At 69.9% G+C, this 15,688-nt stretch carries 13 protein-coding genes and 1 pseudogene; 7 read left to right on the top strand and 7 right to left on the bottom strand.

The features are described 5' to 3' along the window. The first annotated feature begins 209 nt into the window (after positions 1–209). From AB0E78_RS11615 to AB0E78_RS11600, 4 genes and pseudogenes are all read left to right on the top strand, one after another. Positions 210–1,622 carry a family 2B encapsulin nanocompartment shell protein gene (locus AB0E78_RS11615; protein ID WP_361830747.1) on the top strand — a complete coding sequence of 471 codons (1,413 nt, stop codon included), beginning with the start codon at positions 210–212 and terminating at the stop codon, positions 1,620–1,622. A gap of 137 nt (positions 1,623–1,759) precedes the next feature. Continuing rightward, positions 1,760–2,872, top strand: a pseudogene (locus AB0E78_RS11610) (family 2 encapsulin nanocompartment cargo protein terpene cyclase); the annotation flags it as partial. Between the two features lie 14 nt (positions 2,873–2,886). After that, the gene (locus AB0E78_RS11605) at positions 2,887–3,771 is read left to right on the top strand and encodes a geranyl diphosphate 2-C-methyltransferase (protein ID WP_361830744.1); all 885 of its coding nucleotides are present in this window, start codon (positions 2,887–2,889) and stop codon (positions 3,769–3,771) included. A 174-nt stretch (positions 3,772–3,945) separates the two neighbouring features. Beyond that, positions 3,946–5,250, top strand: a complete 1,305-nt coding sequence (locus tag AB0E78_RS11600; protein ID WP_361830741.1) for a cytochrome P450 — start codon at positions 3,946–3,948, stop codon at positions 5,248–5,250. Here the strand turns inward: AB0E78_RS11600 and AB0E78_RS11595 are convergent. Then, complete coding sequence (locus tag AB0E78_RS11595) at positions 5,223–5,621, bottom strand: tautomerase family protein (RefSeq protein WP_361830738.1); 399 nt, start codon at positions 5,619–5,621, stop codon at positions 5,223–5,225. The genes AB0E78_RS11600 and AB0E78_RS11595 overlap by 28 nt on opposite strands. A gap of 128 nt (positions 5,622–5,749) precedes the next feature. Between AB0E78_RS11595 and AB0E78_RS11590 the strand changes: the two genes are divergently transcribed. After that, positions 5,750–6,622 carry a LysR family transcriptional regulator gene (locus tag AB0E78_RS11590; RefSeq protein ID WP_361830737.1) on the top strand — a complete coding sequence of 291 codons (873 nt, stop codon included), beginning with the start codon at positions 5,750–5,752 and terminating at the stop codon, positions 6,620–6,622. Positions 6,623–6,867: 245 nt separating this feature from the next. On the opposite strand, the gene AB0E78_RS11585 is transcribed toward AB0E78_RS11590, so the two are convergent. Together AB0E78_RS11585 and AB0E78_RS11580 are read right to left on the bottom strand one after the other, a co-directional pair. Continuing rightward, the gene (locus AB0E78_RS11585) at positions 6,868–7,497 is read right to left on the bottom strand and encodes an alpha-ketoglutarate-dependent dioxygenase AlkB (protein ID WP_361830734.1); all 630 of its coding nucleotides are present in this window, start codon (positions 7,495–7,497) and stop codon (positions 6,868–6,870) included. A 41-nt stretch (positions 7,498–7,538) separates the two neighbouring features. Next, on the bottom strand, positions 7,539–7,805 hold the full coding sequence (locus AB0E78_RS11580) for a GlsB/YeaQ/YmgE family stress response membrane protein (protein WP_361830731.1): 267 nt from the start codon (positions 7,803–7,805) through the stop codon (positions 7,539–7,541). A 288-nt stretch (positions 7,806–8,093) separates the two neighbouring features. Here AB0E78_RS11580 and AB0E78_RS11575 point away from each other — a divergent pair, with 288 nt between their 5' ends. Continuing rightward, a complete protein-coding gene (locus tag AB0E78_RS11575) occupies positions 8,094–8,291 on the top strand; it encodes a hypothetical protein (RefSeq protein WP_361830728.1) in 198 nt (65 codons plus the stop codon). Between the two features lie 87 nt (positions 8,292–8,378). Here AB0E78_RS11575 and AB0E78_RS11570 read toward each other — a convergent pair whose 3' ends face one another. Both AB0E78_RS11570 and AB0E78_RS11565 read right to left on the bottom strand, forming a co-directional pair. Further along, the gene (locus tag AB0E78_RS11570; protein ID WP_361830726.1) at positions 8,379–8,801 is read right to left on the bottom strand and encodes an SRPBCC family protein; all 423 of its coding nucleotides are present in this window, start codon (positions 8,799–8,801) and stop codon (positions 8,379–8,381) included. A gap of 122 nt (positions 8,802–8,923) precedes the next feature. Next, positions 8,924–9,682 (bottom strand): hypothetical protein, encoded by a 759-nt coding sequence (locus AB0E78_RS11565; protein ID WP_361830723.1) that lies wholly within the window; start codon positions 9,680–9,682, stop codon positions 8,924–8,926. Positions 9,683–9,875: 193 nt separating this feature from the next. Between AB0E78_RS11565 and AB0E78_RS11560 the strand changes: the two genes are divergently transcribed. Further along, a complete protein-coding gene (locus AB0E78_RS11560; RefSeq protein WP_361830720.1) occupies positions 9,876–11,921 on the top strand; it encodes a SpoIIE family protein phosphatase in 2,046 nt (681 codons plus the stop codon). Between the two features lie 139 nt (positions 11,922–12,060). Here AB0E78_RS11560 and AB0E78_RS11555 read toward each other — a convergent pair whose 3' ends face one another. Together AB0E78_RS11555 and AB0E78_RS11550 are read right to left on the bottom strand one after the other, a co-directional pair. After that, on the bottom strand, positions 12,061–13,581 hold the full coding sequence (locus AB0E78_RS11555; RefSeq protein WP_361830717.1) for a catalase: 1,521 nt from the start codon (positions 13,579–13,581) through the stop codon (positions 12,061–12,063). Between the two features lie 362 nt (positions 13,582–13,943). Beyond that, on the bottom strand, positions 13,944–15,674 hold the full coding sequence (locus AB0E78_RS11550; protein ID WP_361830715.1) for a thiamine pyrophosphate-dependent enzyme: 1,731 nt from the start codon (positions 15,672–15,674) through the stop codon (positions 13,944–13,946). Positions 15,675–15,688: the final 14 nt, after the last annotated feature.

Raw genomic sequence — 15,688 nt, 5'->3', positions numbered from 1 at the left:
CAGAACCCAGTGGGTTGTTCGGATAAACCCCCCGCCAAGCAAGATCACCGCTTCGAGTGCTGCCGAGGGGCTTATCGGGCGAGCAGGGCGCAACGGCCGTTAAATGGTTCCTGGATCTGGACGAAATCCTCGTGATTCGCCTCTAGTTCCGCTATCTCCGGTTGGTGTGCCTATGCCGGTCAAGCCCCCTGCGAAGGAGAGCCCGCCCGATGACCGTTGAGACCGGCCCGGAAGCACAGCTGGAGCCATCCAGGCAGTCCAGCCTGAGCACCGCGGCTGCCCGCAACCTCGCCCACACGACCAAATCCGCCCCGCAGATGCAGGAGATCACCTCCCGCTGGCTGCTGAAGATGCTCCCCTGGGTGGAGACCAAGGGCGGCGCCTACCGGGTGAACCGCCGGCTCAGCTACACCGTCGGAGACGGGCGCATCGAGTTCGTCCAGGACGGCGGCGACATCCGCGTGATCCCCCGGGAACTCGGCGAACTGGCCCTGCTGCGCGGCTTCGACGACGTGGAGGTGCTGACCGCGATCGCCGGCCGGTGCGTCCAGCGCGACTTCCGCGCAGGAGAGGTGCTCGTCGAGCGTGGCACCCCCGCCGACGAGCTCCACCTGATCGCCCACGGCAGGGTCAACCAGAAATCCGTGGGCCAGTACGGAGACGAGGTCGGCGTCGCCGTACTCGCCGACGGCGACCGGTTCGGGGAGAACGCCCTGCTGGACACCGATGCCAGATGGGACTCCACCGCGACCGCCGAGACCGCCGGCACCCTGCTCACCCTGTCCCGCGCCGACTTCGCCGCCGTGCTGTCCACGGCGCCGAACCTCCGGTCCCACCTCGACGAGTTCAGCCGCATCCCTAGGCAACGCCAGAACAAGCACGGCGAGGCCGAGATCGCGATGTCGGCCGGCCACACGGGCGAGGTCGCACTGCCCGGCGCCTTCGTCGACTACGAACTCAAGCCGCGCGAGTACGAGCTCTCCGCCGCCCAGACGATTCTGCGGGTCCACACACGGGTCACCGACCTCTACAACGGGCCGATGAACCAGCTGGAGGAGCAGCTCAGGCTCACCATCGAGGCGCTGCGCGAGCGCCAGGAGCACGAGCTGATCAACAACCGGGAATTCGGCCTGCTCCACAACGCCGACTTCAAGCAGCGGATCCAGCCCCACTCGGGACCGCCGACCCCGGACGACCTCGACGAGCTGCTCTGCCGCCGCCGCGGCACCAAGCTCTTCCTCGCCCACCCCCGGACGATCGCCGCCATCGGGCGCGAGCTCAACGCTCGCGGGATCTACCCCGATCACGTCGACCTCGGCGGGCAGCAGGCACCGGCGTGGCGCGGCGTCCCGATCCTGCCCTGCAACAAGATCCCCATCACCAAGGAACAGACCAGCTCGATCCTCGCCATGCGCATCGGCGAGGACAACCAGGGCGTCGTCGGTCTGCATCAGACCGGCCTGCCGGACGAGTACGAGCCGGGCCTCTCGGTGCGCTTCATGGGCATCAACGAGCAGGCGATCACCTCGTACCTGGTCAGCACCTACTACTCCGCCGCCATCCTGGTGCCCAACGCGCTCGGTGTGCTGGAGAACGTGCAGATCGCCCGCAGGCCCGCCTAGAGGATCCGCCGTAAGGCCATGACAGCCCGGATCGCCCCCGGGCCGGGCCTCCATGCCCGGATCCGGGACAGCACACCCCTCTCACCAAGGAGCCGCGGATGCCCGAACCCGGGTCTTCCCCTCTGCAGCCGAGCCCCGCACTGGAACGCATCCTTCGCGGCCCCAGCGGTCTGGGCACGGCGGGCCTGCACCTGGGCCGACGCGTGGAGCTGCCGGAGCCGCGGGAACCGCAGGCGCCTCCGGCCGCCGAGGCACCCGCGGCTCCCGCGGAGGCCCTCCAGATCCCGGGCCTCTACTACCACCCCGTCCCGGAGCCCGACCCCGCGCGGGTGGAGGAGGTCAGCCGCAGGATCAAGGACTGGGCGGTGGACGAGGTCGAGCTGTTCCCCGACGAATGGGAGGGCCAGTTCGACGGCTTCTCCGTCGGGCGCTACATGGTCGCCTGCCACCCGGACGCCCCGACCATCGACCACCTGATGGTCGCCACCCGTCTCATGGTCGCCGAGAACGCGGTCGACGACTGCTACTGCGAGGACCACGGCGGCTCACCCGTCGGCCTCGGGGGACGCCTCCTCCTCGCGCACACCGCCCTCGACCCCCTGCACGTCACGAAGGAATACCAGCCGCAATGGGCGGAGTCGCTGCATGCGGACGCCCCGCGCCGCGCCTACCGCTCCGCGATGGAGTACTTCGTCCAGCAGGTCACCCCCTCCCAGGCCGACCGCTTCCGGCACGACATGGCGCGGCTGCACCTGGGGTATCTCGCGGAGGCAGCCTGGGCCCAGACGGACCACACCCCTGAGGTGTGGGAGTACCTGGCGATGCGGCAGTTCAACAACTTCCGGCCGTGCCCCGCCATCACCGACAGCATCGGCGGCTACGAACTGCCGACGGACCTGCATGCCCGGCCCGACATGCAGCGGGTGCTCGCGCTCGCCGGGAACGCCAGCACCATCGTCAACGACCTGTACTCGTACACCAAGGAACTCGCCAGTCCCGGGCGGCACTTGAACCTGCCCGTGGTGATCGCCGATCGCGAGAAGGTCTCCGACCGCGAGGGCTATCTGAAGGCGGTCGAGGTCCACAACGACCTCATGCGGGACTTCGAGGCCGAAGCGACGGCCCTGGCCACCGCCTGCCCCGTCCCCAGCGTGCTGCGCTTCCTCAAGGGCGTCGCCGTATGGGTCGACGGCAACCACTACTGGCACCAGACCAACACCTACCGCTACAGCCTGCCCGATTTCTGGTAAGGACGGAATCCACTGTGACCAGCACTGAAATCACCACCGTCAGCGGTGCCTCCGCGTTCGTCCCCGCCCCGGCGACGCCCTACCAGGGCGACATCGCGCGCTACTGGAACAACGAGGCGAGGCCCGTGAACCTGCGCCTCGGCGACGTCGACGGGCTCTATCACCACCATTACGGCATCGGGGACGTCGACCACGCCGCCCTGGGGGATGTCGACGACAGCGAGCACGAGAAGAAGCTGATCACCGAGCTCCACCGCCTGGAGTCGGCGCAGGCCGAAGTGCTCCTGGACAACCTCGGCTCCATCGGGCGCGACGACACGCTCGTGGACGCGGGCTGCGGCCGGGGCGGCTCGATGGTGATGGCCCACCAGCGGTTCGGCTGCACGGTCGAGGGCCTCACCCTGTCGGCCAAGCAGGCCGAATTCGCCAACCAGCGAGCGCAGGAACTCCGCATCCAGGACCAGGTGCGCGCCCGGGTGTGCAACATGCTCGACATGCCCTTCGAGACCGGACAGGCCGCCGGCTCGTGGAACAACGAGTCGAGCATGTACGTCGACCTGCACGACCTCTTCGGAGAGCACTCGCGGATCCTGGAGGTCGGCGGCCGCTATGTGACCATCACCGGCTGCTGGAACCCGCGGTACGGCCAGCCGTCGAAGTGGGTCTCGCAGATCAACGCGCACTTCGAGTGCAACATCCACTCCCGCCGCGAATATCTGCGGGCCATGGCCGACAACCGTCTCGTGCCGCAGGCCGTCATCGACCTGACGCCCGCGACCCTGCCGTACTGGGAGCTGCGGGCCACGTCCTCGCTGGTCACCGGCATCGAGGAGGCCTTCATCAACTCGTACAAGGACGGCTCGTTCCAGTACGTCCTGATCGCGGCCGACCGCGTCTGACCGCGTCTGACCTCGTCCGACGGGAGGGCCGGGCCCGCCATCCGGCGGCCCGGCCCCTTCGGCGCGCCAAGTGCATTGCTGAGGCGCCCTGTTGCGTGCCGCTCCCGCTCCCCTACAGTGCGTGACGCCCGTCCCGTCCATGTCGACGTCCAGCCGCCGATCAGGAGCAACCCCGTGGCCACCCACGCCGTACCCGAGTTGGACCCTGCCCTCGTCGGGCAGTGGCAGGCCGGGGGAGGGGACATCATCGATCTCCTCACCCAGGCGCGCGAACAGCTCGGCGGCGTCGCCGCCTTCCGGCTCGGCCCGCGTCCGACCGTCCTGGTCACCGATCCCGTGGCCGTGCAGCACGTGCTCGCGCTCCATCCCGGCCGGTACGTGAAGCGTTCGCACCGCGCCAGGCTGCTGATCGGCGACGGGGTCCTGGCCGCGACGGGCGAGGCCTGGCAGCGTCAACGGCGGCTGCTGCAGTCCCAGTTCACCGGCCGGGGCATGCGCCGTTACGAGCAGCGGATCACCTTCGCCGCCCGGACGTCGGCGGCACGCTGGGCCGAGTACGCCCGCACCGGGCAGGTCTTCGACGTCGGCGAGGAGATGCGCCGCTTCGCCCTGGACACCATCTGGCGTTCCCTGACGGGGCATCCGCTCGACCCGGCGACGGAGCGTGAACTGGCCGCCGTGCCCGCCGTGGTGGCCGCCCTGCCCAGCCTGCCCGCCGACAGCACCGCACCCCAGGGGACGGTCGCCGCCGACCTGGCCGTCATCGACGCGCTGGCCGGCCACGCCATCGCCGCCGCGCGGGACAAGGAGGCCGGGCCCGACGGCCCCGGCCTGCTGCACGTCCTGCTCGACGCGGCCGAGACACGCCCCGAGTACACCGACGGGCTGATCCGGGACGAGCTCGTCACCCTGCTCGTCGCCGGGCACGAGACCACGGCCACGACCCTGACCTGGCTCTATCTGCTGCTGGACCGCAACCCGGAGGCGCGGGAACAGGCCCTCGCCGCGGGCGCCGACGGATCGCCCGAGCGACGGCTCGCCATTCAGGCGCTGGTCCATGAGGCGCTGCGGTTCTACCCGTCCGCCTGGATCCTGCCGCGCAGCGCGGCGGAGGACGACATCCTCGCCGGGTACGAGATCGAGGCGGGCACCGACGTACTGGTCTGCCCCTACCTCACCCACCGGGACCCCCAGCTCTGGGACGACCCGGGCCGTTTCGACCTGACGCGCTTCACGGTTTCAGGGCGACGCCCCGTCCACCCGGGGAGCTACTTCCCGTTCGGCATCGGACCCCGGGCCTGCCTGGGCCTGCAGTTCGCCCTCCGGGAGTCGACGGTCCTCCTCGAACACCTGCTGCCTGCCCACACCCCGCGCTTCCGCTCCATCCCGGAGGGGGCCGCCTACAGCATCACCGTCCGGCCCGACGGCCCGACGCCCGCGGTACTGGGCGATCAGGCGGCCGATGCGGCCCGCCGGTAGTAGTCGAACTGGGTCACCCCGTGGTAGCCGTAGCTCTCGGGATGCAGCTCGTGCAGCGCGACCCCGCACCGGGCGAGCGGCCCGAGGACGTCCGTCAGCAGCTGATCGGCCGCGGCGATGAAGGCCGCCTTCTCCGCGGCACTGTTGGTGCCCAGAGTGATGCTGACCTCGACATGCGCGTCGATCCCGCCGGTCAGTGACCTCCCGTCGACGAAGTACCGGTCGGCCGGCACCAGGTCGATGTGGACGATGGTGCGCGCGCGGGACTTGCCAAGGGCCGAGACCGCGAGGCCGGTGAGGCCCTCGGCCAGGGCGCGCTGCGTGGCGGTGGGAAGGTCGGCATCGGTCACGGTGACGCGGATGTGCGGCATGGCTCTCCTCGGTACAGGCTGCTACGCGCTCGGTGGGTGCCGACCGGGGTCGGTGGCACACGGCAAGCCTCGCCGACCTGCGACGATGGATCCAACGCACCCACGTCATAGCTCTATGAGGCCGCCGCATGACCGTGAATCTTCCCCAGCTGAGGGCGTTCCTCGCCGTGGTCGAGGCGGGCGGCTTCAGTGCTGCCGCCGACGAGCTGGCCATGAGCCAGTCCGCGGTGTCGCACGCCGTCGCCTCCCTCGAACGCGAGCTGACGGCTCCGCTGCTGATCCGCGCCACGCCGGTACGGACCACGGCGCTGGGGGAGCGGATCCTGCCGCACGCCCGCACCGCCCTGTCGGCGGCCCGGTCCGTGGAAGAGATCGCGGCCGAAGCCGCCGGGGCGCTGACCGGCACCGTACGGCTGGCCTGCACGCCGACGGTCTGCCGGGGGCTGCTCCCGGACCTGCTCCGGCACTGGGCCGAGTACCAACCGCGGCTGACGGTAAGGGCGTTCGAGGGTGACAGCACGGACATGTCCGCCTGGCTGGCGGACGGCGTCGCCGACGCGGCCATCCTGATCGACCCGCCGCCCGGGCCCGGCATCCACCTGGCCGAGGACCGCTACCGTGCCGTGCTGCCCAAGGATCACCCCCTGGCGGACGAACCACACGTGGACATCGGGGAGTTGTCGGACGACCAGTTCCTGATCTCGCCCGACAACTGCGAGGCCCGCATCCGTACGATCCACACGCGGGCCGGGCTGCCCTTCACTCCCGCACGCCGCGTGCGCGACCTGGCGACGCTGGTCAGCATGGTGCAGGCGGGCATCGGCGTGACCGTCCTGTCCGAGGTCTCCCGCTCCCAGCTCCCACCCGATCTGGTCCTGCTGCCGCTGAAGCCCGAGGTGTCCCGCCGCCTCGTGCTGACAGGACCTCAGGCCCGCCGCTGGCACCCGGCGGTGCGCACGTTGGCGGAGTCGGCCGCCGCTCACCTGGCGCGGTCACAGTAGGGTCGTCAGTCGCAGGGCGGCATAAAAAAGCCCCGGTCCCTCACGAGGGACCGGGGCTTCGCTTTGAGCGCTGGGCAGGCCTTGCACCTACATTTCCCCGCAGGAAGCGGGGCGTCTTTCCTTGGACGACCAACGCATGGCCCGCTGCCAGGAGTTCCTGGCCACAAGCGCATGATCGACTCTAGCGCATGGGGCGGGCCCACCGCACATCCGCGCCCGCGCCCGGTCGCCCGCGGTCGGGTCGGTCACCGCACTCCGTGCGGCCGGAACTGGATGCTGATGCGTCCACCGGCGGCCCGGGTCGACTTGGGGATGGCGTGTTCCCAGGTGCGCTGACAGGAGCCGCCCATCACGATCAAATCGCCGTGGCCGAGCGGGCGCCGGACGACGTCGCCACCGTGGCGCCGACGCAGCAGCAGGTCGCGCGGTGCTCCCACCGAGAGGATGGCGACCATCGTGTCCTCGCGGGCGCCACGGCCGATGCGGTCGCCGTGCCAGGCCACGCTGTCGCGCCCGTCGCGGTAGTGGCACAGGCCGGCCGTCGTGAAGGCCTCGCCGAGCTCGGAGGCGTAGTGCGTCGAGAGGGCGTGCCGGGCCTCGTCGAGCACGGCGTGGGGGAGGGGCTCGCCGGCGCGGTAGAAGGCGAGCAGGCGCGGGACGTCCACGACCCGTTCGTACATCTGCCTGCGTTCGGCCTTCCACGGGACGTCCGTGGCCAGCCGCTCGAACAGGACGTCGGCGCCGCTGAGCCAGCCCGGCAGGAGGTCGATCCAGGCACCGTCACCGAGAACGGTCCGGCGGATTCCCTCCAGCGGGCCCAGGCGCACGTCATCGCTCTGGTCGAAGAGTGATCCCTGCAGCTGGTGCGTTGCCATGAGGCCAGCGTACCGAAAGATTCGAACGTACGAGCTAATGCCTAGCGGGATCGCTCCCCGGTGAGCAGGCGGTAGATGATCAGGACGATCACGGAGCCGATGATGGCGGCGATCCAGGTCGACAGGTGGAAGAACCCGTTGATCGAGTGGACGCCGAAGATCACCTTGCCGAGCCAGCCGCCGAGCAGCCCGCCCACGATGCCGATCAGCATCGTCACCAGGCAGCCTCCCGGGTCCTTGCCGGGGGTGAGGGCCTTGGCGATGGCTCCCGCGATGAGACCGATCAGGATCCAGGCGATGATGCCCACGAGAATGTTCCTTTCCCTTGTCTGTGTGTGCCTGTCGGCGTGTGATCTGCCGTCCGACACTCGGACCCATGTCCGTCAGCGGACTTCGTACACGGGACCAAGGTCCCCCACCACGGGCCAAAGGTCATTCCTCCGCTGTCCGACCGGGTGACGGCCGCCCGGGGACCGTTGAGAACCATCGGAAGTCATGGATGTGAAGAGAGCGTTGCAGGCTCTCCATATCCTCGGGGCCGTGGGCATGTCAGACGGGGGCAGGCGAGAAGGGAAGCCGCGAGGAGGACGCTGCCGATGCTAGTTGTCGCACTCATGCTCCTGCCGGCCATGGGACTCCTGATCATCGCCATGGACCGCATCGAGGACCGGATGAACGGGGAAGCGCGGCCGAGAACCGATCGACGCGTACGCCACCTTCGTCTCATCCACGGGGAAGGCCACACGGGACGTCATCGAGCGTCCGCCGCCGCGCAGCACAGCGACGCGGCCTGACCACGGCCTGACGCAAGGCGAGAGGGTGCCGGGCCCGCCTCCACGGAGGCGGGCCCGGCACCCTCTCGCTTGGGGCCCGGAAGGGACCTAGCGCGCCGTCTTCTCGGCGAGCTTCTGGAATTCGCCCAGGTCGTAGTTGGCCAGGGTGGAGTCGAGATTGGTGAGGGCACCGAGGTGTTCGATGAATCCCTTGGGGTCGTACTCGATCTGGAGCGTCACCCGGCTCGTCGTGTCGCTGAGGCGGTGAAAGGTCACCACGCCGGCGTGCTCCACCCCCTCGATCGTGTGCCAGGCGATCCGGTTCTCGGGCACCACTTCGGTGAGCTCGGCGACGAAATTCTTCTCCGCGCCGGGCAGCTCCAGCTGCCACGCGAAGCGTCGCTCGTCCATCGGCTCGACCAGCCGCACATGGCTGAGGAAGGAGGGCCAGCGGGCCACGTCGCTCCACAGCTGCCAGGCGACGGAAACCGGTGCCTGCACATCGACGGACTCGAGCAGGGACGCGGACATACGCACCTCTTTCTGGACGGGGAGTGGCCACGGATTCTCCGGGCCGGTGAGGCATGGATCTCCGGTACCCCTGATGGGACGGGCCATGCGAAATCGCCACTCCGCTGCGCGGGTGTCAGGTGTCAGGCCTTCTGGCCGCCTGCGGCGAGCTTCTTGAGGTCCACGGTCTCGCCGGGTGCGGGTGTCTCGGGGCTGACCGACTTGCCGTAGTCGCTGAAGGTGGCGGTGTTGGGTTCCTTGCCGCCGGTCGACGTCGAGCGCAGGATGTAGGGCTTGCCCTCGGTGGCCACGTACAGCGTGAGGGTCTCGCCGCCGGAGGTCTTCTTGGTCAGCCGGATCGTCTCGTTGCCGTCGACGGTCGCCGTCGAGCCCTTCTTCATTCCCTTGCGTTCCGACGTGTCCTTGTCCATGGAAGCCATCAGCGCGTTCTTGTCGCACAGGCTCTTCGTCGTCGTGTCGTCGGCCGGGGCCTTCACCCATTTGTCGGCGATCTTCGGGACGATCTTGTCGCTGCCGGCCTGACCCTTGAGGGCCTTCTGCCAGTACTTCTCGTCGCCTCGCAGGTAGAACGTCCCCTTCGCGTTCCGCACGTCCGCCGACGCGCCCTCTGCCTGGATGCTGCCGTCACAGTTCTTGCTGTTGTCCACCGACAGGTCGACGGTCGTGGAGGAACCCGCCGACTGCTGCACGGTGCCCTTCATATGCATCGAGTCGGCCTGCTTCGTGGCCTTGACCGCGTCAGCCGCGATCTGGTCGGCGCTCTTGCCCGCGAACGGCTTGCTGTCCCCGGAGCCCCCGCCCGAGTCGTCCCCACCGCACCCCGACAGGGCCACCAACGCCGTCCCGGTGATCACGGCCGCCATCGTTCTGCTGCCCTTCACCACGTCTGCTCCTTCCTGAGGACGCGCCTGCGCCCTTCGCTCGCCCGCGGCCGTCGAAGCCGCGGAACACCCGGTTACCCCGCTGTTCCGGTAGATCACCGGAAGGGTGATGTCCACTTTCTGCGGGGAGGCGACGGCCGCGCGCCCGGGGCCGCCGGCGCTTATGGTGACCGAGCGGCATACGGAGACATCCATGACGTCAGCCAAGAAGTCAGACATCGACCTGGAACAGCGCCTGTTCCTGACCGGCATGGGCAGTTTCGACTGGGACCTGGAGAGCGGTGAGCTCGGTCTCGACGCCAGTGCCCTCGCGGTGCTCGACCTGCGTCCCGACGAGTTCCACGGCCGGGTCACCTCGTTGCGGAAACGCGTGCCCCCCGAGGAGGCCGTGCGCATCAGCTTCGCCGTTACGGAGGCGGACACGACGGGTGCCGACGTCTACGGCGTCTACTTCCGCGTCCGTCACGGCGACGGTTCGGTGCACCTCGCGCACGCCCGCGGACGCATCCTGCGCGACGACGCCGGCCGGGCCGCGCGCGCCGTCGGAATCGTGCGGACCGCCGCGAACGACGGGTCGGAGCTCGCGGCCACCGACCCCCGGGAGGAGCGCCGGCAGGGCGTCGCCCTGATGGTGCAGGGCACCACGCAGGCCCTCTCCCGGGCCGTGACGGTCGACGACGTGGTGGCGGTGCTCTCCGGCGCGAGCGGCCTTGACCGGTTCGCCGCCGACGGCCTGGTCCTCGGCCTGGTCGACGGGGAGAACCTGAAGCTGATCGCCCTGGTGGGCCAGACGATGCAGGCCCTGGACGAACTCAAGCTGCACAAGGTCGACGAGTCATTGCCGCTGGCCGAGGCCGTCATGACCAGGCAGCCCCGCTTCGTGGGCTCGTTGCCCGACCTCGGGCTGCGCTTCACCCGCCTCGGGCCCTACATCAAGCACATGGAGCTCGACTCGGCGGCGTTCCTGCCGCTGGTCGCGCAGGACCGCGCCATCGGCGGACTCGCGCTCTTCTACCGCGGCCGGAAGGACTTCACCGACGCGGACCGCAACCTCTGCATCGGCCTGTCCGGCATCGTCGCCCAGTCGCTGCAGCGGGCCATGCTGTTCGACGAGGAACGCGACCTCGCCAAGAGCCTGCAGGCCACGATGCTGCCGCGCGGCATCCCCGACGTCGCGGACTCCGAGGTCGCCGTCCGCTACCACGCGGCCTGGGGCGGGCGGGACGTCGGAGGCGACTTCTACGACGTCATCACCCTGCCCCGCGGGCGCATCGGCGTGGTCGTGGGAGACGTACAGGGACACGACACCCACGCCGCGGCCATCATGGGGCAGCTGCGCATCGCCCTGCGGGCCTTCGCCGGTGAGGGACACCCGCCCGCGACGGTGCTCTCGCGAGCCTCCCGCTTCCTCGCCGAGCTGGACACCGAGCGCTTCGCCACCTGCACCTACGCCCAGTTCGACCCGGCCACCGGCATCGTGCGCGCCGTACGGGCCGGACATCTGCCGCCTCTCGTGCGGCATGTGGACGGCCGCGTGGGCGTGCCCCGGGTCCATGGCGGGCTGCCGCTGGGGCTGGCCACCGAGTTCGGCATGGAGGACTACCCCGAGGTGCGGCTCGACCTCGTGCCGGGCGAGACCATGGTGCTGTGCACGGACGGGCTCGTGGAGGACGCGGGCCTCGATCTCGACACCGGGATGCAGAACCTCGCCGAAGTGCTGGCCGCCGGCCCCGAGAGCGCGGAGGACCTGGCAGACCATCTCTCACGCGCGCTGTGGGAGAGATGGGGCAGCAGCGACGACGTGGCACTCCTGGTCCTGCGCCGCCTGCCCGACCCCGGGACGCTCCAGGAGCCGCGCATCCACCGGTACGTCCACCAGGCCGACCCCGAAGGACTCGCCGACGCGCGCGCGGCCCTGCGCGAACACCTCGCGGCATGGGGTCTTGGCGCGGTCGCCGACGACGTCGAGGTGGCGGCGGGCGAACTCCTCGTCAACGCCCTGGTCCATACCGACGGCGGCGCGATCCTCACCCTCGAGGTGCTGACCGGGCCGCCTCGGCGTGTCCGGCTCTGGGTGAAGGACCGCTCGAGCACCCGCCCCCGCAAGAGGTCCCCGGTGGAGACCGCCACCTCGGGCCGTGGCCTCCTGCTGGTGGAGGCCGTCGCCTCGCGCTGGGGAATCGAGCCGCGAGGCGAGGGCAAGGCGGTCTGGTGCGACTTCGGCGTGCCGGGGGAGTGATCGGCTCCTGGCGGCCGTGCGGCGCCCGTCGCACCCGGGCCGATGTCCATGACCCGCACGAACGCGTCGGCCGCTGCCCCCACGGGCAGCGGCCGACGCGCTGGATCGGTCAGGCCTGGATAGACCCCGTCAGACCCCGTCAGGCCTTGTTCTGCATGCTGCTGCGAGCGGGGTTGGCCTGTTCCGCGGCCTTGGGGTCCTTCTCGTCCGCCTTGGAGCGCACGCCCTGCTGGATGCGCTCACCGATCGACTTGTCGATGTTCGACCAGTACTCGAAGGCCCTGACGAGGACGGGCTCGGACACTCCGTTGAGCAGGTGCCCCACGACGTTGTCCACGAGGCGGTCGCGCGCGGCGTCGTCGAGGACCTCGCGCACCATCGTGCCCGGCTGACCCCAGTCGTCGTCCTCCGCGTGGTCGACGTAGGCGGCGCGGGTGATATCACCGTCCGCGTACCAGCTCGGCGGAGCGTAGCGGCTGGTGTCCGCCGCCGGGCCGCCCTTGGAGTTCGGCGCGTAGACCGGGTCCTCCGTCTTGCGGTACGCCATCGCCCCGTCCTTGGAGTACGTGCGCACGGGCGAGATCGGGGCGTTGACCGGGAGCTGCTGGTAGTTGCCGCCGATGCGGTGGCGGTGTGCGTCGGCGTAGGAGAACAGTCGCGCGAGGAGCATGCGGTCGGGGCTCGGGCCGATGCCGGGGACCAGGTTGTTCGGCTGGAAGGCCGCCTGCTCGATCTCCGCGTGGTTGTCCGTGGGGTTGCGGTCCAGGGTCATCTTGCCGACCTCGACCAGCGGGTAGTCGCCGTGCGGCCAGACCTTGGTGAGGTCGAACGGGTTGAAGCGGTAGGTGGCCGCGTCCTCGTAGGGCATGAGCTGCACGTACAGGGTCCAGCTCGGGTACTCGCCGTCCCGGATGTGCTCGAAGAGATCACGGGTGTGGTAGTCCGTGTCGGCCGCGGCCATCTGGTCGGCCTCGTGCTGCGTGAAGTGCTCGACGCCCTGGTCGGTCTTGAAGTGGTACTTCACCCAGAACCGCTCGCCCTGCGCGTTGATCCACATGTAGGTGTGCGAGGTGTAGCCGTTCATGTGGCGCCAGGTGCGCGGGATGCCGCGGTCGCCCATCAGCCACGTGACCTGGTGGGCGGACTCGGGCGAGAGGGTCCAGAAGTCCCACTGCATGTCGTGGTCGCGGAGGTTGTTGTCCGCCCTGCGTTTCTGGGACCGGATGAAGTGCTGGAACTTCATCGGGTCCTTCACGAAGAAGACCGGGGTGTTGTTCCCGACCATGTCGTAGTTGCCCTCGGTGGTGTAGAACTTCACCGCGAATCCGCGCGGGTCACGCCAGGTGTCCGGGCTCCCGCGCTCACCGGCGACGGTGGAGAAGCGGGCCACCAGGTCGGTGCGGGTGCCCGGCTGGAAGAGGGCGGCCTTCGTGTAGGAGCTGACGTCCCCGGTGACTTCGAAGTGGCCGAAGGCGCCGCTGCCCTTGGCGTGCGGCTGCCGCTCAGGAATCCGCTCCCGGTTGAACTGCGCCATCTGTTCGATCAGATAGGAGTCCTGGAGAAGGATGGGGCCACCGGCGCCGACGGTGAGCGAATGCTCATCGCTTTCGACCGGAACGCCGGCGTCCGTGGTGGTCGCCTTACCTGTGACGTCGCTCATGAGGTACGAGTGCCTTTCGGTGGGTGACGTTCTCTGCGCCGCGACGGCCGGGGCCCGCGGCTGCGAAGGGCTGTGTGTCGAGGGTCTGTCCGTGGTGTGGCGGATTCGGCGGCGTGCTGGCGTCGAGTCCATCTTGCGGCTTTTCTGCCGGTGTGGCCATTTGTTCGTGTTGCGCTCGTTGTGCACCTGCTTCCGCCCGGCGCGGGCCGACGGGGGGTGGATCTTTCGCCGGACAGTCACCGAGTGCCCGACTTGGCGCCGCCAATACGTGGCGAACGCTTCCGGTTCCGGCCGGGGCGCGGGAAGTGGCGCACTACCGCCGGGGGGCGGCGTCCTCGCAGCGGGCCGTGGCGGGCGCTCGCTCAGTGGCCGCCGGGGCTGGTGAGGTTCTCGCGGATCTTGGCGATGGCGAATCCCCAGCCCTGCTGGATGGTCGGCTTGCCCGGCACGGCGATCTCCTCGGGGTTGGTGAGGACGTCCAGGAGGACCGGCCCGGGCGTGGCGAAGGCCCGGCCGACACCCTCGGCGAGGTCCTCGGCACGGCTCACCCGGATGCCGGTGATGCCGAGCGCCTCGGCGACCGCGGCGAAGTCCGGGTTGTCGAGTTCGGTGCCGAACTCCGGAAGACCCGCCTGCTCCTGCTCCAGCTTCACCATGCCGAGCCGCTGGTTGTCGAAGACGACGAGCTTCACCGGAAGCTGCCGGCTGCGGATGGTCATGAGGTCGCCGAGGAGCATCCCCAGCCCGCCGTCGCCGCAGAAGGCGACGACCTGCCGGTCGGGGTCCAGGAGCTGTGCGCCGATCGCCTGCGGCATCGCGTTGGCCATCGAGCCGAGGTTGTACGAACCGAGCAGGCGGCGGGAGCCGCGCATCTCGACGAAGCGCGAGAGCCATACGGTGGCCATGCCGGTGTCCGAGGTGAACACGGCGTCGTCGGCCGCCAGGGCGTCCACCGCCGCGGCCAGCGCTTCAGGACGTACGAGGTGGTCACGGTTGTCGAAGGCGGAACGCACCTTGCCGATCAGCCCGTGGTCGTGCCCGGGTGCGGCGAGCCGCTGCTGTCCTTCCTGCCACTTGACGAACTCCTTCCGCGCGTCCTCCAGGTGGTCGCGCTCCGAACGTCGCTCAAGACGCTCCAGGAGACCGCGCACGGTGGGGCCGACGTCGGCGGCCAGGGCCACGTCGACCGGGACACGCCTGCCGATGTGCTCGGCGACCCGGTCGACCTGCACGACCTTCTTGCCCTGCGGATACCAGTCCCGGTACGGAAAGTCCGTGCCGAGCAGCAGCAGCGTGTCGGCGTGGTCCATCGCGTGCGCGGCGGCCGGGTTACCGATGAGCCCCGTCTGGCCGACCTGGTAGGGGTTGTCGCCCTCGAAGCCCTCCTTGGCCTTGAGCGTGAGCACCATGGGCGCGGCCAGCCGGTCCGCGAGGGCGAGGACGTCCTCGCGGGCCCCTCGAGCTCCGCGGCCGACCAGCATGGTGACCTTGCCGCCGTCGGAGATGGCGGTGGCCGCCTCGTCGAGGATCGGGTCGTCGGGCCGGTTGGCGGACCCCGTGACGGAGAGCCGGGCCGGGCGGTCCGCCGGCAGCTCCTGGTCGCCGATGTCGCCGGGAACCGTCAGCACGGCCACACCGCGGCGCCCGATCGCGTTGCGTACGGCGATCTCCAGCAGGCCGGGCATCTGCTCGGGGGAGGTGACGGTGGCGCGGAAGACGGCGACGTCACGGAAGAGGAGGTCGTTGTCGACCTCCTGGAAGTAGTCGGTGCCGACCTCCGCGAGCGGCACCTGGCCGGCGATGGCGAGGACCGGGGTGCCGCTCTTGGCGGCGTCGTACAGCCCGTTGAGCAGATGTACGGAGCCCGGTCCCACGGTGCCCATGCAGACCCCGAGGGTGTCGGTGAGCTGTGACTGGGCGCCGGCGGCGAAGGAGGCGGCCTCCTCGTGTCGGCAGCCCACCCATTCGACGGACTTGCTGCTGCGGATGGCGTCGGTGAAGGGGTTCAGGGCGTCCCCCACCACGCCGAAGACGTGGCGCACTCCGAGTTCTTCCAGGGCGTCGATCGTCACGCGGGCAACGGTGCGGGTCATCAGGTGTTCCTTTC

The sequence above is a fragment of the Streptomyces sp. NPDC032198 genome (genome assembly GCF_040636975.1).
Taxonomy (GTDB): Bacteria; Actinomycetota; Actinomycetes; order Streptomycetales; family Streptomycetaceae; genus Streptomyces.
This window is presented reverse-complemented; position numbering and strand designations above follow the sequence as displayed.

Excerpts from the sequence above, each read along its gene's own strand:
- AB0E78_RS11615 (WP_361830747.1), top strand. The coding sequence starts at position 210 with ATGACCGTTGAGACCGGCCCGGAAGCACAGCTGGAGCCATCCAGGCAG.
- AB0E78_RS11595 (WP_361830738.1), bottom strand. The coding sequence starts at position 5,621 with ATGCCGCACATCCGCGTCACCGTGACCGATGCCGACCTTCCCACCGCC.
- AB0E78_RS11590 (WP_361830737.1), top strand. The coding sequence starts at position 5,750 with ATGACCGTGAATCTTCCCCAGCTGAGGGCGTTCCTCGCCGTGGTCGAG.
- AB0E78_RS11585 (WP_361830734.1), bottom strand. The coding sequence starts at position 7,497 with ATGGCAACGCACCAGCTGCAGGGATCACTCTTCGACCAGAGCGATGAC.
- AB0E78_RS11575 (WP_361830728.1), top strand. The coding sequence starts at position 8,094 with ATGCTAGTTGTCGCACTCATGCTCCTGCCGGCCATGGGACTCCTGATC.
- AB0E78_RS11570 (WP_361830726.1), bottom strand. The coding sequence starts at position 8,801 with ATGTCCGCGTCCCTGCTCGAGTCCGTCGATGTGCAGGCACCGGTTTCC.
- AB0E78_RS11560 (WP_361830720.1), top strand. The coding sequence starts at position 9,876 with ATGACGTCAGCCAAGAAGTCAGACATCGACCTGGAACAGCGCCTGTTC.
- AB0E78_RS11555 (WP_361830717.1), bottom strand. The coding sequence starts at position 13,581 with ATGAGCGACGTCACAGGTAAGGCGACCACCACGGACGCCGGCGTTCCG.
- AB0E78_RS11550 (WP_361830715.1), bottom strand. The coding sequence starts at position 15,674 with ATGACCCGCACCGTTGCCCGCGTGACGATCGACGCCCTGGAAGAACTC.